The 14639-nt window shown below is 68.3% G+C and carries 12 protein-coding genes and 1 pseudogene; 10 read left to right on the top strand and 3 right to left on the bottom strand.

What is annotated here, in order from left to right; all coding sequences use genetic code 11:
- Nucleotides 1-65: 65 nt before the first annotated feature.
- The gene (locus D9R12_RS02525; RefSeq protein ID WP_122227547.1) at nt 66-443 is read right to left on the bottom strand and encodes a DUF4345 family protein; all 378 of its coding nucleotides are present in this window, start codon (nt 441-443) and stop codon (nt 66-68) included.
- A gap of 412 nt (nt 444-855) precedes the next feature.
- On the opposite strand from D9R12_RS02525, the gene D9R12_RS02520 reads away from it, so the two are divergent.
- The 7 genes from D9R12_RS02520 to paoC all read left to right on the top strand — a co-directional run bounded on the left by D9R12_RS02520 (nt 856) and on the right by paoC (nt 10471).
- On the top strand, nt 856-1281 hold the full coding sequence (locus D9R12_RS02520; RefSeq protein WP_122227544.1) for a DUF4124 domain-containing protein: 426 nt from the start codon (nt 856-858) through the stop codon (nt 1279-1281).
- Between the two features lie 248 nt (nt 1282-1529).
- Nucleotides 1530-4145 (top strand): Fe/S-dependent 2-methylisocitrate dehydratase AcnD, encoded by a 2616-nt coding sequence (gene acnD / locus D9R12_RS02515; RefSeq protein ID WP_014160589.1) that lies wholly within the window; start codon nt 1530-1532, stop codon nt 4143-4145.
- Between the two features lie 53 nt (nt 4146-4198).
- A complete protein-coding gene (gene prpF / locus D9R12_RS02510) occupies nt 4199-5374 on the top strand; it encodes a 2-methylaconitate cis-trans isomerase PrpF (protein WP_014160590.1) in 1176 nt (391 codons plus the stop codon).
- Nucleotides 5375-5534: 160 nt separating this feature from the next.
- Nucleotides 5535-6455: a M14 family metallopeptidase gene (locus D9R12_RS02505; protein WP_122227540.1), complete on the top strand. Its 921-nt coding sequence runs from the start codon at nt 5535-5537 to the stop codon at nt 6453-6455.
- A gap of 193 nt (nt 6456-6648) precedes the next feature.
- Entirely contained in the window at nt 6649-7308 is a 660-nt protein-coding gene (paoA, locus tag D9R12_RS02500) for an aldehyde dehydrogenase iron-sulfur subunit PaoA (protein WP_014160592.1), read from the top strand.
- The gene (locus tag D9R12_RS02495) at nt 7305-8261 is read left to right on the top strand and encodes an FAD binding domain-containing protein (protein WP_122227537.1); all 957 of its coding nucleotides are present in this window, start codon (nt 7305-7307) and stop codon (nt 8259-8261) included. Before paoA ends, D9R12_RS02495 begins: the two co-directional genes overlap by 4 nt.
- Nucleotides 8258-10471 (top strand): aldehyde oxidoreductase molybdenum-binding subunit PaoC, encoded by a 2214-nt coding sequence (gene paoC / locus D9R12_RS02490; RefSeq protein WP_122227534.1) that lies wholly within the window; start codon nt 8258-8260, stop codon nt 10469-10471. Before D9R12_RS02495 ends, paoC begins: the two co-directional genes overlap by 4 nt.
- A gap of 56 nt (nt 10472-10527) precedes the next feature.
- On the opposite strand, the gene D9R12_RS02485 is transcribed toward paoC, so the two are convergent.
- A complete protein-coding gene (locus tag D9R12_RS02485; protein ID WP_122227726.1) occupies nt 10528-11142 on the bottom strand; it encodes a histidine phosphatase family protein in 615 nt (204 codons plus the stop codon).
- Nucleotides 11143-11199: 57 nt separating this feature from the next.
- Nucleotides 11200-11253: pseudogene (locus tag D9R12_RS16170) on the bottom strand (hypothetical protein); the annotation flags it as partial.
- Nucleotides 11254-11332: 79 nt separating this feature from the next.
- Here D9R12_RS16170 and D9R12_RS02480 point away from each other — a divergent pair.
- The 3 genes from D9R12_RS02480 to D9R12_RS02470 are packed head-to-tail and all read left to right on the top strand — an operon-like array spanning nt 11333 to nt 14620.
- A complete protein-coding gene (locus D9R12_RS02480; RefSeq protein WP_342353318.1) occupies nt 11333-13294 on the top strand; it encodes an FTR1 family protein in 1962 nt (653 codons plus the stop codon).
- 10 nt (nt 13295-13304) lie between these two features.
- A complete protein-coding gene (locus D9R12_RS02475; protein WP_122227529.1) occupies nt 13305-14006 on the top strand; it encodes a cation efflux transmembrane domain-containing protein in 702 nt (233 codons plus the stop codon).
- On the top strand, nt 14003-14620 hold the full coding sequence (locus D9R12_RS02470; RefSeq protein ID WP_122227526.1) for a cation efflux transmembrane domain-containing protein: 618 nt from the start codon (nt 14003-14005) through the stop codon (nt 14618-14620). The genes D9R12_RS02475 and D9R12_RS02470 overlap by 4 nt, the downstream gene beginning before the upstream one ends.
- Nucleotides 14621-14639 lie beyond the last annotated feature (19 nt).

Raw genomic sequence — 14639 nt, 5'->3', positions numbered from 1 at the left:
GGGTCGTGGATGCGAAAACGTGCAATCCTACAGAAGCACCCGACATCAATGCGACCTGGACGGCTTCAGCGCTCTTGGCCGCGCTGCAACAGCAGGACCAGTCCGAGCAGGAACAGGCCCCATTCCATCCCGGCCAATACCCAGGTGGTAGGCTCCAGCGGCCCATGCAGACTGATCGCCCATGCTCGCCAGAGCACGATGGGGGCGTAGAAGGCCACCCCCAGCACCAGCCCATTGCGCGGCTGGCGGCTGACCGAAAAGTAAGCAAACGCCAGGCCGATGCCGAATTCCATGCCGCCATAGACGGCCAGGAACTCGGTCTGCCCGGAGGGCGTGAGTCCGGTGAAGCCCACCGCCTGCGCGGCGCGGTCCGGGTCGATCGAGCACCAGATCGCCAGGCCCATGTAGAGCAGGGCGTTGAACCAGAGATAGGCATTGGCCATGGAGCAGGTTCCAGGTCGGATGGAAGGGCGGCAGCGGGCCAGGACCCATCGCCCAGCAATGAACCAGGCGCAATGGACGCCATCGTGCGCTACAGCTCATGCGCCACCTCGCACCGCGCGCTTGGGTGCCAATGCCTTTCGGAGCGGACGGTGGTCAAGGCACGGTGCGTTGTCCAGCAACCCAGACCGGGCGCGAGGGGTGATGGTGCACCCATCCATGGCCAGCATGGCAGGGACGAGCAAGGTGGGCATGGGGCCCCTGCGGCGATGGCGATCTCATGGTTACGCAGGCAGCGGCGGCGCGGATGCACGTCGGGAGGTTGTCTGACATCGGGCCGCGCACAAGACCGATGGTGGCCGGTCGTTGCCGTGCCGAGACTGGCCTTCGTTGTCGCAGACCAGGGAAGGCTTGATGAAACGCATCGTGGTGATGGCGCTGTGCCTGCTGGCGGCAGGCGCCAACGCGCAGTCGGTCTACAAGTGTCGCGATGGCGCCAGTGTGGTGGTGTACCAGTCGCAGGCCTGCAGTGGCCGGATCGAGAAACAATGGACGCCCGACCCGGGTCTGGCCGCCGCACCCAGCGCCGAGCGGACCGCAGCCGAACGCAGCATCGCGCGTGACCGCAAGTCTTTGCAGGCCAGCAACCGTCGCATGCTGGCCCAGCAGGTGCAGCGTCGTCCCGTGCCGCCTCGCCGGGCCAAGGCGCGCACCACCACCGTCAGTGCCTGCCAGCGTGCGCGCAGCGCGCGGGCCGCGGCGCACGCGCGCAAGGGCTTGCACTGGTCGTTCGACGATGCGTCACGCTGGGATGCCCGGGTGTTCAAGGTCTGCCGCTGAAGGTGATGCCGCCACACCCGGAAGGCCGGCCAGGGACTGCAGCGTGCTGTCGGCGTTGGCCGGGCCGTCCAGCGCGAAGGCGATACCTGTACGTAGACAGGTTGATTGGGCCAATCAAGATTGATCAATGGATCGGGCAGTGCCAAATTGCCGCCCTGCGATATGGATCCAGCAGATGCGGGCCACAGCCGAAGGCCGCCAATCCGCGCTCCAGACGCATTTCCTCCCTCGTTGATCGAACTCAAGCCATGAACAGCGCTTTCCGCAAGCCCCTGCCGGGGACCGACCTGGATTACTTCGACGCGCGCGCCGCGGTGGAGGCGCTGCAGCCCGGCGCCTGGGACACGCTGCCCTACACCAGCCGCGTGCATGCCGAGAACCTGGTCCGGCGCTGCGATCCGGCGCTGCTGGACGATGCGCTGCAGCAGCTGATCCAGCGCCGGCGCGACCTGGATTTCCCGTGGTTCCCGGCGCGGGTGGTGTGCCACGACATCCTCGGCCAGACCGCGCTGGTGGACCTGGCCGGGCTGCGCGATGCCATCGCAAGCCAAGGCGGCGATCCGGCCCAGGTCAATCCGGTGGTACCCACCCAGCTGATCGTGGATCACTCGCTGGCGGTGGAATACGCCGGCTTTGACCGCAATGCCTTTGCCAAGAACCGCGCGGTCGAGGACCGGCGCAACGAGGACCGCTTCCACTTCATCGACTGGACCAGCCGCGCGTTCAAGAACGTGGACGTGATCCCGCCGGGCAACGGGATCATGCACCAGATCAACCTGGAGCGGATGTCGCCGGTGGTGCACGCGGTCGATGGCGTGGCCTATCCGGACACGCTGGTCGGCACCGACAGCCATACCCCGCACGTGGACGCGCTGGGCGTGATCGCCATCGGCGTGGGCGGGCTGGAAGCGGAAAGCGTGATGCTGGGGCGCGCTTCGTGGATGCGCCTGCCGGACATCATCGGCGTGGAACTCACTGGCCGGCCGCAGCCGGGCATCACCGCCACCGACGTGGTGCTGGCGCTGACCGAATTCCTGCGCAAGGAAAAGGTGGTCGGCGCGTACCTGGAGTTCTTCGGGCAAGGCGCCGATGCGCTGACCATCGGCGACCGCGCCACGATCTCCAACATGACCCCGGAATTCGGCGCCACCGCGGCGATGTTCTACATCGACCAGCAGACCATCGACTACCTGCGCCTGACCGGGCGCGAGGACGCGCAGGTCAAGCTGGTCCAAACCTATGCCAAGGCCGCCGGCCTGTGGGCCGATGCGCTGAAGACCGCCCAGTACGAGCGGGTGCTGCGTTTCGACCTGTCCAGCGTGGTGCGCAACATGGCCGGTCCGTCCAATCCGCACCGGCGGGTGGCCACCACCGAACTGGCCGCGCGCGGCATCGCCGACGAGGCCAAGCTGGAGGCCGGCAAGGCCGAGCAGGCCAAAGGCCTGATGCCCGATGGCGCGGTGATCATCGCCGCCATCACCAGCTGCACCAACACCTCCAACCCGCGCAACGTGATCGCCGCCGGCCTGCTGGCACGCAACGCCAACGCGCGCGGGCTGACCCGCAAGCCGTGGGTGAAGTCTTCGCTGGCACCCGGGTCCAAGGCGGTGCAGCTGTATCTGGAAGACGCCAAGCTGCTGTCGGAACTGGAACAGCTGGGCTTTGGCATCGTCGCCTTTGCCTGCACCACCTGCAACGGCATGAGCGGCGCGCTGGACCCGGCGATCCAGCAGGAAATCATCGACCGCGACCTCTACGCCACCGCGGTGCTTTCGGGCAACCGCAACTTCGACGGGCGCATCCATCCTTACGCCAAGCAGGCGTTCCTGGCTTCGCCGCCGCTGGTGGTCGCCTATGCCATTGCCGGCACGGTGCGCTTTGACATCGAAAAGGACGTGCTCGGCCTGGACCAGGCCGGCAACCCGGTCACCCTGAAGGACATCTGGCCCAGCGATGCGCAGATCGATGCGATCGTCGCCCAGAGCGTCAAGCCCGAGCACTTCCGCAGGGTCTACGACCCGATGTTCGCCCGCACCGCCCACAGCGGCGCGCGGATCGATCCGCTCTACGCCTGGCGTCCGCGCAGCACCTACATCCGCCGCCCGCCGTACTGGGAAGGCGCGCTGGCCGGTGCGCGCACGCTGCGCGGCATGCGCCCGCTGGCGGTGCTGGGCGACAACATCACCACCGACCACCTCTCCCCGTCCAACGCCATCCTGCCCGACAGCGCCGCCGGCGAATACCTGGCGAAAATGGGCGTGCCGGAGGAGGACTTCAATTCCTACGCCACCCACCGCGGCGACCATCTCACCGCCCAGCGCGCGACCTTCGCCAATCCAAAGCTGATCAACGAAATGGCGGTGGTCGATGGCCAGGTGAAGCAGGGCTCGCTCGCCCGCATCGAACCGGAAGGCAAGGTGACGCGCATGTGGGAGGCGATCGAGACCTACATGGCCCGCAAGCAGCCGCTGATCATCATCGCCGGCGCCGATTACGGGCAGGGCAGTTCGCGTGACTGGGCCGCCAAGGGCGTGCGCCTGGCCGGCGTGGAAGCCATCGTCGCCGAGGGTTTCGAGCGCATCCACCGCACCAACCTGGTCGGCATGGGCGTGCTGCCGCTGGAATTCAAACCCGGCACCGACCGCAAGACCCTGGGCATCGACGGCACCGAGACCTTCGACGTGGTCGGTACGCCGACCCCGCGCGCGGACCTGACCCTGGTCATCCACCGCAAGGACGGCAGCCAGCAGCAGGTCGCCGTCACCTGTCGCCTGGATACGGCCGAGGAAGTGGCCATCTACGAGGCAGGCGGCGTGCTGCAGCGCTTTGCGCAGGATTTCCTGGCATCGTCCAAGGCGGCCTGAGCCCATCTTTCTTTTGATGTCTGCGTGCCCGGCGCACGCGCAAAGGATCATCCATGCCCCATCCACCGCAGATCAGGATTCCCGCCACCTACATGCGCGGCGGCACCAGCAAGGGCGTGTTCTTCCGCCTGCAGGACCTGCCGGCCGATGCGCAGGTGCCGGGCGCGGCGCGTGATGCCTTGCTGATGCGGGTGATCGGCTCGCCCGACCCGTACGGCAAGCACACCGATGGCATGGGCGGGGCGACCTCCAGCACCAGCAAGTGCGTGATCATCTCGGCACCTTCGGTGCCCGGACATGACGTTGACTATCTCTACGGCCAGGTCTCGATCGACACCGCGTTCGTGGACTGGAGCGGCAACTGCGGCAACCTCAGCACCGCGGTCGGCCCGTTCGCGATCAGCAATGGCCTGGTCGATCCGGCGCGGGTGCCGCGCGATGGCATCGCCAGCGTGCGGATCTGGCAGGCCAACATCGGCAAGACCATCATTGCGCACGTGCCGATGACCGACGGCGCGGTGCAGGAGACCGGCGATTTCGAGCTCGATGGGGTGACCTTTCCGGCGGCCGAGATCCAGCTGGAATTCCTCGACCCGTCCGAGGACGGCGAGGGCGGGGCGATGTTTCCCACCGGCCATCTGGTCGACACCCTGGAGGTGCCCGGGGTCGGCAGCTTCCAGGTGACCATGATCAACGCCGGGATCCCGACCATCTTCCTCAATGCCGCCGACCTGGGCTACACCGGCACCGAACTGCAGCCGGCGATCAACGAGGACAAGGCCGCGCTGGCGCGGTTCGAGGCGATCCGCGCGCACGGCGCGGTGCGCATGGGCCTGATCGACCGCATCGAGCAGGCCGCGACCCGTCAGCACACGCCGAAGGTGGCCTTCGTCGCGCCGGCGCAGGACTACGTCTCCTCCAGCGGCAGGCAGATTGCGGCCAGTGAGATCGACCTGCACGTGCGCGCGCTGTCGATGGGCAAACTGCACCACGCCATGATGGGCACCGCGGCGGTTGCCATCGGCACCGCCGCAGCGATTCCCGGCACCCTGGTGAACCTGGCCGCCGGCGGCGGCGAGCGCACCTCGGTGCGTTTCGGGCACCCCTCGGGCACCCTGCGCGTCGGCGCCGAAGCACGCCAGGTCGACGGCCAATGGACCGTGCGCAAGGCGATCATGAGCCGCAGCGCGCGGGTCCTGATGGAAGGCTGGGTGCGCATTCCCGGCTAACCGGTAACCGCGCGCCGCCACTGCTCCGCATCATCGCTCGCGGGCGGGCGCACAGGTCAGGCGTGCACCCCGACAGGACCAGGGCCCCGGCCTTCGCCGGCACACGGCGCGGGGCATGCAAGAATCCACCCTTCCGCAACTTCCCCGCACGAGCCACAGCATGCACCAGGCCGCTTGTTACCCGATCGGCACGCCCGGACAGCCCTGGGGCGAGGCGGAGAGGGCGCAGTGGCGTGCCCTGCAGCAGCCCAGGCGCAGCTACCGGGATGAAGTGGTCACCGCGATCGACCAACTGGGCGCGCATTTCGAGGTGGTGCACTACGGCCAGCTGGACGATCCGCCGGAGCGCTACCCGCTGCTGGCGCTGCGCAGCCGGCGCTGGGACCAGGCTCTGCCCGGCGCGCTGGTCTCCGGCGGCGTGCATGGTTACGAAACCAGCGGCGTGCACGGCGCGCTCCAGTTCCTGCGCCTGCATGCCGAACGCTACGCCGGCCGGGTCAACCTGCTGGTCGCGCCGTGCGTCAGCCCGTGGGGCTACGCGCACATCCACCGCTGGAACGCAGATGCGCTGGACCCCAACCGCTCGTTCCGCGCCGACAGCCCGGCGCAGGAATCGGCGGCGCTGATGGCCCTGGTCGCGCCCCTGGCCGACCAGCTGCTGATGCACATCGACCTGCACGAAACCACCGACAGCGACGAAACCGAGTTCCGCCCGGCGCTGGCCGCGCGCGACGGCGCGGCCCATGTCCCCGGCAGCATCCCAGACGGCTTCTACCTGGTGGGCGATGCGGCCAATCCGCAGCCCGGGTTCCAGCAGGCGATCATCGCCGCGGTCGCCCGGGTCACCCACATCGCGCCGGCCGATGCGAACGGCCAGATCATCGGTTCGCCGATGGTCGCGCCGGGGGTGATCCACTACGACGTCAAACGCCTGGGCCTGTGCGCGGGCATGACAAATGCGTCATACACCACCACCACCGAGGTCTACCCGGACAGCCCACGCACCACCCCGGCGCAGTGCAACGCCGCCCAGGCGGCGGCCGTGTGCGCGGGCCTGGATTACGCCCTGGCCCATCGCTGAGGCGCTCTGGCAGCCTGGAGCCGGGATTGCAGGCCTTTGAACCGCGCGCACAATAAGCGCTCGCAAGGGCAGGGCATTGGGCGCGGTGCGGCCACTGCGCACTCACGTCTGCCGGCGTACAACATGGGCGCGGGTCGCCGCTTCGCGGGTCCTGACCGCATGCCAATTTCCCCAGCCAGAGGACTCGCCAGGCATGAATAATCCCCTGAACGACGTCAGGTTCACCCGCCGCAACATGCTCATGGCCGGCGGCGCGTCCGCGGCCGGCGCGGCCACCGGCGGGCTGGTCCCCGCACCGGTCCAGGCCATGGCCAGCCGCGCGCCGAGCCCGGAGCATGTCTCCACCGCCGCGGTCTCCTTCGAGGTCAACGGCAAGCCGGTGGCCCTGGAACTGGACACGCGGACCACGCTGCTCGATGCGTTGCGCGAACATCTCAAGCTCACCGGGACCAAGAAGGGCTGCGACCACGGCCAGTGCGGCGCGTGCACGGCCATCGTCGACGGCCGGCGGATCAACACCTGCCTGACCTTTGCGGTCATGCACCAGGGCGCCAGAATCACCACCATCGAAGGTCTCGGCCAGCCCGGTGCGCTGCATCCGATGCAGGCGGCCTTCGTCAGGCACGACGGCTACCAGTGCGGCTACTGCACGCCGGGCCAGATCTGCTCGGCGGTGGCGGTACTGGACGAAATCGGGCAGGGCATCCCCAGCCACGTCAGCGCGGATCTCAATGCCAGGATGCAGGTCACCGACACCGAGCTGCGCGAGCGCATGAGCGGCAACATCTGTCGCTGCGGCGCGTACTCCAACATCATCCAGGCCATCACCGAGGTGGCCGGAGAAGGCGCATGAAGGCCTTCAGCTACCAGCGCGCCAGCTCGCCCCAGGCCGCCGCCGCGGCGCTGGCCGCCACGCCCAATGCCAGGTTCATCGCCGGCGGCACCAACCTGATCGACCTGATGAAGCTGCAGATCGAAACGCCCACTCACCTGGTCGATGTCAACGGCCTGGGCCTGGACACCATCGATAAAACCGAAGACGGCGGCCTGCGCATCGGCGCGCTGGTGCGCAACACCGACCTGGCGGCCGAGGGCACCGTGCGCCGCGATTACCCGCTGCTGTCGCGGGCGCTGCTGGCCGGCGCGTCGGGTCAGCTTCGCAACAAGGCCACCACCGCCGGCAACCTGCTGCAGCGCACGCGCTGCCCGTACTTCTACGACACCGACCAGCCGTGCAACAAGCGCCTGCCGGGCAGCGGCTGCGCGGCGCTGGAAGGCTTCAACCGGACGCTGGCCATCGTCGGCGCCAGCACCTCGTGCATCGCCACCCATCCCAGCGACATGGCCGTGGCCATGCGCGCCCTGGATGCCAAGGTGGAAACCGTGCAGGCCGATGGCAAGCGCCGCACCATCGCCCTCGAACAGCTGCACAGGGCGCCCGGCGCCACACCGCACCTGGAGACCACCCTGGAGCGCGGCGAGCTCATCACCGCGGTGACCCTGCCCAGGCCGGTGGGCGGCACGCAGGTCTACCACAAGGTCCGCGACCGGGCGTCCTATGCCTTCGCGCTGGTGTCGGTGGCCGCGATCGTGCAGCCTGACGGGCAGGGCGCCGTGGCCCTGGGCGGGGTGGCCTACCAACCCTGGCGCAAGCCCGAGGCCGATGCCCAGTTGCGCAACGGCGCCAAGGCGGTGGTCGACACGCTGCTGGCCGGCGCCAGGCCGAGCGAACACAACGCCTTCAAGGTGCCGCTGATCGAGCGCACCCTGGCTGCCATCCTGGCTGAAGCGAGGGCTCAAGCATGAAATTCGACACGCCCGCCACCACCAATCCCATCGACCAGCTCCGGGTCGTCGGCAAGCCGCACGACCGCATCGACGGCCCGCTCAAGACCACCGGCACCGCGCCCTACGCCTACGAACGGCATGACGTGGTGCCCGGCCAGGTGTACGGCTTCGTGGTCGGCGCCGGCATCGCCAAGGGCCGCATCCGCTCGATGGACCTGGCCGCCGCCAAGGCCGCGCCCGGGGTGCTGGAGATCGTCACCGCCGCCAACGCCGGCAAGCTGGAGAAGGGCAAGTTCAACACCGCGCACCTGCTGGGCGGCCCGGACATCGAGCACTACCACCAGGCCATCGCGCTGGTGGTCGCCGAGACCTTCGAACAGGCGCGCGCCGCCGCGCAGCTGATCAGGGTGGACTACGCGCGCCAGCAGGGCACCTTCGACCTTGCCAGCGCGCGCGAGCGTGCGACCATGCCCACCGACAGCCCACGTTCAAAGGATACTGCCGTGGGTGATTTCGCCGGTGCTTTCGCCGCCGCGCCGGTGCAGCTGGATGCGACCTACACCACGCCCGACCAGGCCCACGCAATGATGGAACCGCACGCGTCCATCGCCGCCTGGCAGGACGGCAAGCTGACCCTCTGGACCGCCAACCAGATGATCGCCTGGAGCGCCGGCGACGTGGCCACCACCCTGGGCCTGGCCAAGGAGGACGTGCGCCTGGTGTCGCCGTATATCGGGGGCGGATTCGGCGGCAAGCTGTTCGTGCGTGCCGATGCGATCCTGGCCGCGCTGGGCGCGCGGGCGGTGGGGCGCCCGGTCAAGGTCAGCCTGACCCGGCCGCAGATGTTCAACAACACCACCCACCGGCCGGCCACCATCCAGCGCATCCGCATCGGCGCCACGCCAGAGGGCAGGATCACCGCCATCGGCCACGAAAGCTGGTCCGGCGACCTGCCTGGCGGCGGTCCGGAAACGGCCGTGGCCCAGACCAGGCTGCTCTATGCCGGCGCCAACCGCATGACCGCCATGCGCCTGGCGGTGCTGGACCTGCCCGAAGGCAACGCCATGCGCGCCCCCGGCGAAGCACCTGGCCTGATGGCACTGGAAGTGGCCATGGACGAGATGGCCGAAAAGCTCAAGCTCGACCCGATCCAGTTCCGCATCCTCAACGACACCCAGGTCGATCCGGCCAGGCCCGCACGCCGGTTCTCCCAGCGCCAGCTGATCCGGTGCCTGACCACCGGCGCGCAACGTTTCGGCTGGGACCAGCGCAGCGCCACGCCCGCCACCCGCCGCGAAGGACGTTGGCTGATCGGCACCGGCGTGGCGGCCGCGTTCCGCAACAACCTCAACATGAAGTCCGCCGCGCGCGTGCGCCTGGAGCGCGACGGCACGGTCACGGTGGAAACGGACATGACCGACATCGGCACCGGCACCTACACCATCATTGCCCAGACCGCAGCCGAGATGCTGGGCGTGGCGCTGGAGCAGGTGAGCGTGCGGCTGGGCGACTCGGCCTTCCCGGTGTCGGCCGGCTCGGGCGGGCAGTGGGGTGCCAACAGTTCCACCGCCGGGGTCTACGCGGCCTGCGTCAAGCTGCGCGAGGCCGTGGCCCAGCGCCTGGGACTGGATCCAGCCAGCGCGCAATTCATCGATGGCCAGGTGCAGGCCGGCGGCAAGCGCATCGCCCTGGCCAGCGCGTCCAGCCAGGGCCCGATCAGTGCCGAAGACACGATGGAATATGGCGAGCTGGCCAAGCAGTTCCAGCAATCGACCTTCGGCGCGCATTTTGTCGAGGTGGCCGTGGACAGTGCCACTGCCGAGATCCGCATTCGCCGCATGCTCGCCGTGTGCGCGGCCGGGCGCATCCTCAATCCCAAGTCCGCGCGCAGCCAGGTGATCGGTGCGATGGCGATGGGCGCAGGCGCGGCGCTGATGGAGGAACTGGTGGTGGACAGGCGGCTGGGTTTTTTCGTCAACCACGACCTGGCCGGTTACGAGGTCCCCGTGCATGCCGACATCCCGCACCAGGACGTGATCTTCCTGGAGGAGACCGATCCGACGGCTTCGCCGATGAAGGCCAAGGGCGTGGGCGAACTGGGCATCTGCGGGGTGGCCGCGGCCATTGCCAACGCGGTCTACAACGCCACCGGCGTGCGCGTGCGCCAGTACCCGGTCACGCTGGACAAGCTGCTGCCCGGGATGCCGGCGATGGGCCTGACCGCCTGAGGTGTTCTTCGCCGTCGCTCGGACCAAGGCGGCCGGCGTGGCTGCCCTGACGCTGTTCAGACCGGCGCGTTCCAGCGCTCGATGACCGGGATCGCGCCATGCGCCGAGTCGATGCCCAGCATGCTCACCGTCGCCGGGTCCAGCAACAGGCTGGCGCCGGCCGTCAGCGGCAGGCCGACCCAGCGCACCGCCAGCGCCCGCCCAAAATGGCCGTGGCCAAACACTGCGACATTGCCCGACAGGGTACGCAGGCGCTGCACCGGGCGGTCGGCACGCGCGGACACCTGCGCAGGTGATTCGCCACCAAGGCAGCCATCGGTCCAGATATTCCAGCCTGGCCGCTCGGCCAGGATCTCCACCGAACGCCGGCCTTCGTCATCGCCATAGTCCCATTCGGCCAGGTCCGGCTCGACCTGGGCCAATGCCCCCAGCCCGGCCAGGGCGCAGGTATCGCGGGCACGTTGGCGCGGGCTGGTCAGCACATGCGAAAACGCGACCTGCGCCAGGGTCGGCGCCAGCGCACGCGCCATCTGTTCGCCCGCGGCGGTCAATGGAATCTCACTGCGCCCGGTATGACGTCCGGACTGTGACCACTCGGTCTGGCCGTGGCGGATCAGGAAGATGCGCAGTGCGTCCTTCCCATGACCTGGCACGTGCGGTTGGTGCGGCATCGCTGGATCGGCAGAAGCATGCCGCGGCACCAGACCGACACGTTCGTAGTAGCGGATGGTTTCCAGGTGGCAGCCGCTGGCGGCGGCGGCTTCACTGATTTTCCTTCGCATTCCGCTTGACTCTGTAGTAGCTACGGACTTTATCCTGAGTAGATGTCCGCTGCCACCCCGGCCGCGACCTGCTGCGTTCATGCCCATGCCCCTGCCGATTGCCCTGATCCGGTCCAGCCTCTTCGCCCTGCTGATCGGGTGGGCCGTGCTGCTGTCGGCCCGCGCCGAATTGCCTGCAGCCAATCCGCGTCAGACCTGGCAGATGCTCGACTACATCGCGGTGGACTACGCCGGTGCCGTCCAAGATGGCCGCATCGTCGCGCCGGGTGAGTACGCCGAGATGCAGGAGTTCGCCGACACGGTCCGCAGGCAACTGGCGGCGTTGCCCGCCAAGCCGAAGCAGCCGGCCCTGTTGATCCAGGCCGACCGGCTGGTGGCCTTGGTGGCCGCCAAGGCCGAGCCCACGGAAGTGGCCGCGCTGGCGCGCGGGCTGGCCGATGCCATCCTGGCCAGTTACTCCATCGGCGTGGTGCCGGGTTCGCCGCCGGAACCGGCCAAGGCCGCGGCGCTCTATGCCCAGCAGTGCGCGGCCTGCCACGGCCCGGCCGGACACGGCGACGGTCCGGCCGCTGCTGGGCTGGATCCGCCGCCGATCGCCTTCACCGATGCCGATCGTGCGGCCCAACGCACTCCGCTGGCGCTGTACGAGGTGATCTCGCAGGGCGTGCCGGGCACCGGCATGGCCAGCTTTGCCGGATTGCCCGAGGCCGACCGCTGGGCGTTGGCGTTCTACGTCGGCAGCTTGGCGTATTCGCCACAAACCCGCGCCGACGGTGAGGCACTGTGGCGCAAGAACGTTGAGGTGCATGGGCGCATCCCCACGCTGGAAGCGCTGACCCGCACCCGTGAAGCCGACCTCGCCGCGACGCTGCCCACCACGCAGGCCCACGCCATCGTCGCTTACCTGCGTTCCCGGCCGCAGGCAGTCAACGAACCGGTAGCGGGTGCCGGCCGGTTCGCATTGGCTCGGCAACGGCTAGCGGACAGCGAGCGCGTGTACGCCGCCGGCGATGCCGCGCAGGCCACGACGTTAGCGTTGTCGGCCTACTTGGACGGCGTGGAACCGATCGAGCCGACGCTGGCTGCGCGCAACGCGGCGCTGCTGCGCGAGATCGAAACCGCCATGGCCGGCTACCGCACCCAAATAGGCCGTCGCGCGGCAGCGGCCGACATCGCCGCGCAGGCGACGCAGATCAACGCACTGTTCGATCGCGCCGAGGCGGTGCTGCAGGACACGCACACGGACACGACCACGGCGTTCCTCGGCAGCTTCACCATCCTGGTACGCGAGGGATTGGAAGCCCTGCTGATCGTCATCGGCATGATCGCCTTCCTGCGCAAGGCCGAGCGCCGCGACGTGCTTCCCTACGTGCACGCCGGCTGGGCGGGTGCGCTGTTGGCCGGCGCCGCGACTTGGGCGGCAGCGACCTATCTGGTCGATATCAGCGGCGCCAACCGCGAAGTCACCGAAGGCGTGTCGGCGTTGTTCGCCGCCGCCGTGCTGCTCAGCGTGGGCATCTGGATGCACCAGAAGAGCCTGGCTGGGCGCTGGCAGCAATACCTGCACGCGAAGCTGTCGGCGGCACTGACCCGGCGCTCGGCGATTTTCCTGTTCGTGCTGGCGTTCGTCGCGGTGTACCGCGAGGTGTTCGAGACGATCCTGTTCTACATCGCGATGTGGAGCGAACAGTCCTCTGGCGCCATTCTCGCCGGCCTCATCGCCGGCAGCATGGTGTTGGTCGCAGTGGCGTACTGGATGCTGCGTATGAGCAAGCGTCTGCCGATCGGCCAGTTCTTCTCGATCAGTTCAGTCCTGATCGCCGTGCTCGCGGTGGTGCTAGTCGGCAAGGGCGTTGCCGCCTTGCAGGAAGCCGGCTGGGTGCCGCAGGCACTGATCGCTGCGCCGCGCATCGAGTGGCTCGGCGTCTACCCGTCCTGGCAGTCGCTGTTGGCACAACTGACCGTCGCAGTCGCTGCGGCAATCGGTTTCTTGGTCAATACCCGTACTTCACGCGCCCTGGCGCCGGGGGACCCATCATGAGGCCGATGCCATGAGCGAATGCGGTTGCCATGACACGGCGGCTGGGCTGAGCGCGAACACCGATCGCGCCCGCCGGCGCGTGTTATGGATCGTGCTGGCGATCAACCTTCTGCTATTCGCCGGCGAGTTCGGCGCTGGCTGGTGGGGCAATTCGAGCGCGTTGCAGGCCGATTCGCTGGACAGCCTGGGTGATGCGCTGGTCTACGGTCTGAGTCTGTGGGTGATCGGCGGCACGCTGCGTCAACGCAGCAAGGCTGTGTTCCTCAAGGGCGGCATCCAGGCCTTGTTCGGCGTTGCGGTGCTAGTGGAGGTCGGTCGTCGCGCCTGGTTCGGTGCCGAGCCGCTGGCCTCGGTCATGGCCATCGCGGCCGCCGTGGCCTTGGTCGGCAACCTGGTCTGTTTTGCGCTGCTCACCCGGTTCCGCAGCGATGACATGAACATGCGTTCGGTCTGGCTGTGCTCGCGCAATGATCTGGTCAACAACCTCGGCGTGATCGCCGCCGCCGGCCTCGTTGCCTGGCTCGATACGGCGTGGCCGGATTTGGTCATCGGCGCGCTGGTGGCGGCGCTGTTCCTGCGCACGGCCACCCATGTGTTGGCCGGGGCCTGGCGCGACTGGCAGCAAGGCGATGACTCCGTCGGTGCCGAGTCTGCTTGCAACTCGCTGCCGCGAAGTGTCCGACCACCTTTCGTCAACAGGAATACGACATGAGCGATTGCGGTTGCCATCACGAAGCTAAGAATGTCGCTGAGCGTCGGGTGTTGTGGATTGCCCTAGCACTGAATGCAGCCATGGCGGTCATCGGCGGTGTGGCTGGCTGGATCGCACAGTCCACCGGCCTGCTGGCCGATGCGCTGGACATGCTCTCCGACGCCACGGCCTATGCGATCGGATTGATCGCCATCGGGCGTACCGCTCGCTTCAAGGCCAATGCGGCCTGGCTGAGCGGCAGCGTGCTGCTGGTGCTCGGTGTGGGGGTATTGATCGAAGTGGGACGTCGCATGCTGCACGGTGCCGAGCCGCTGAGTGGTTGGATGATCGGTACCGCGCTGCTGTCGCTTGCAGTGAACGTCTACGTGCTGCGCCTACTGGCGCCGCTGAAGTCCGGCGAAGTGCATTTGCGAGCGACCTGGCTGTTCACCCGCGCCGATGTCGTGGCCAACCTCGGCATGATTCTCGCCGGCGTGCTGGTGCTGTGGCTCGGCTCGCCCTATCCGGACTTCGTCATCGGCACCCTGATCGGCCTGTACGTCATCAAGGAGGCCGTGGAAATCCTCGGCGACGCGCGGCAGGATGCGCGGGACAGCGGCAATGCAGCCGAATAGGGCTATCCCATGGCTTGGC

This window comes from Pseudoxanthomonas spadix, from assembly GCF_003703395.1.
Taxonomy (GTDB): Bacteria; Pseudomonadota; Gammaproteobacteria; order Xanthomonadales; family Xanthomonadaceae; genus Pseudoxanthomonas_A; species Pseudoxanthomonas_A spadix.
This window is presented reverse-complemented; position numbering and strand designations above follow the sequence as displayed.

Coding starts and splice junctions, on each gene's coding strand:
- D9R12_RS02525 (WP_122227547.1), bottom strand. CDS start 443: ATGGCCAATGCCTATCTCTGGTTCAACGCCCTGCTCTACATGGGCCTG.
- acnD (WP_014160589.1), top strand. CDS start 1,530: ATGAACAGCGCTTTCCGCAAGCCCCTGCCGGGGACCGACCTGGATTAC.
- D9R12_RS02495 (WP_122227537.1), top strand. CDS start 7,305: ATGAAGGCCTTCAGCTACCAGCGCGCCAGCTCGCCCCAGGCCGCCGCC.
- D9R12_RS02485 (WP_122227726.1), bottom strand. CDS start 11,142: ATGCCGCACCAACCGCACGTGCCAGGTCATGGGAAGGACGCACTGCGC.
- D9R12_RS02505 (WP_122227540.1), top strand. CDS start 5,535: ATGCACCAGGCCGCTTGTTACCCGATCGGCACGCCCGGACAGCCCTGG.
- D9R12_RS02520 (WP_122227544.1), top strand. CDS start 856: ATGAAACGCATCGTGGTGATGGCGCTGTGCCTGCTGGCGGCAGGCGCC.
- paoA (WP_014160592.1), top strand. CDS start 6,649: ATGAATAATCCCCTGAACGACGTCAGGTTCACCCGCCGCAACATGCTC.
- D9R12_RS02470 (WP_122227526.1), top strand. CDS start 14,003: ATGAGCGATTGCGGTTGCCATCACGAAGCTAAGAATGTCGCTGAGCGT.
- prpF (WP_014160590.1), top strand. CDS start 4,199: ATGCCCCATCCACCGCAGATCAGGATTCCCGCCACCTACATGCGCGGC.
- D9R12_RS02475 (WP_122227529.1), top strand. CDS start 13,305: ATGAGCGAATGCGGTTGCCATGACACGGCGGCTGGGCTGAGCGCGAAC.
- D9R12_RS02480 (WP_342353318.1), top strand. CDS start 11,333: ATGCCCATGCCCCTGCCGATTGCCCTGATCCGGTCCAGCCTCTTCGCC.
- paoC (WP_122227534.1), top strand. CDS start 8,258: ATGAAATTCGACACGCCCGCCACCACCAATCCCATCGACCAGCTCCGG.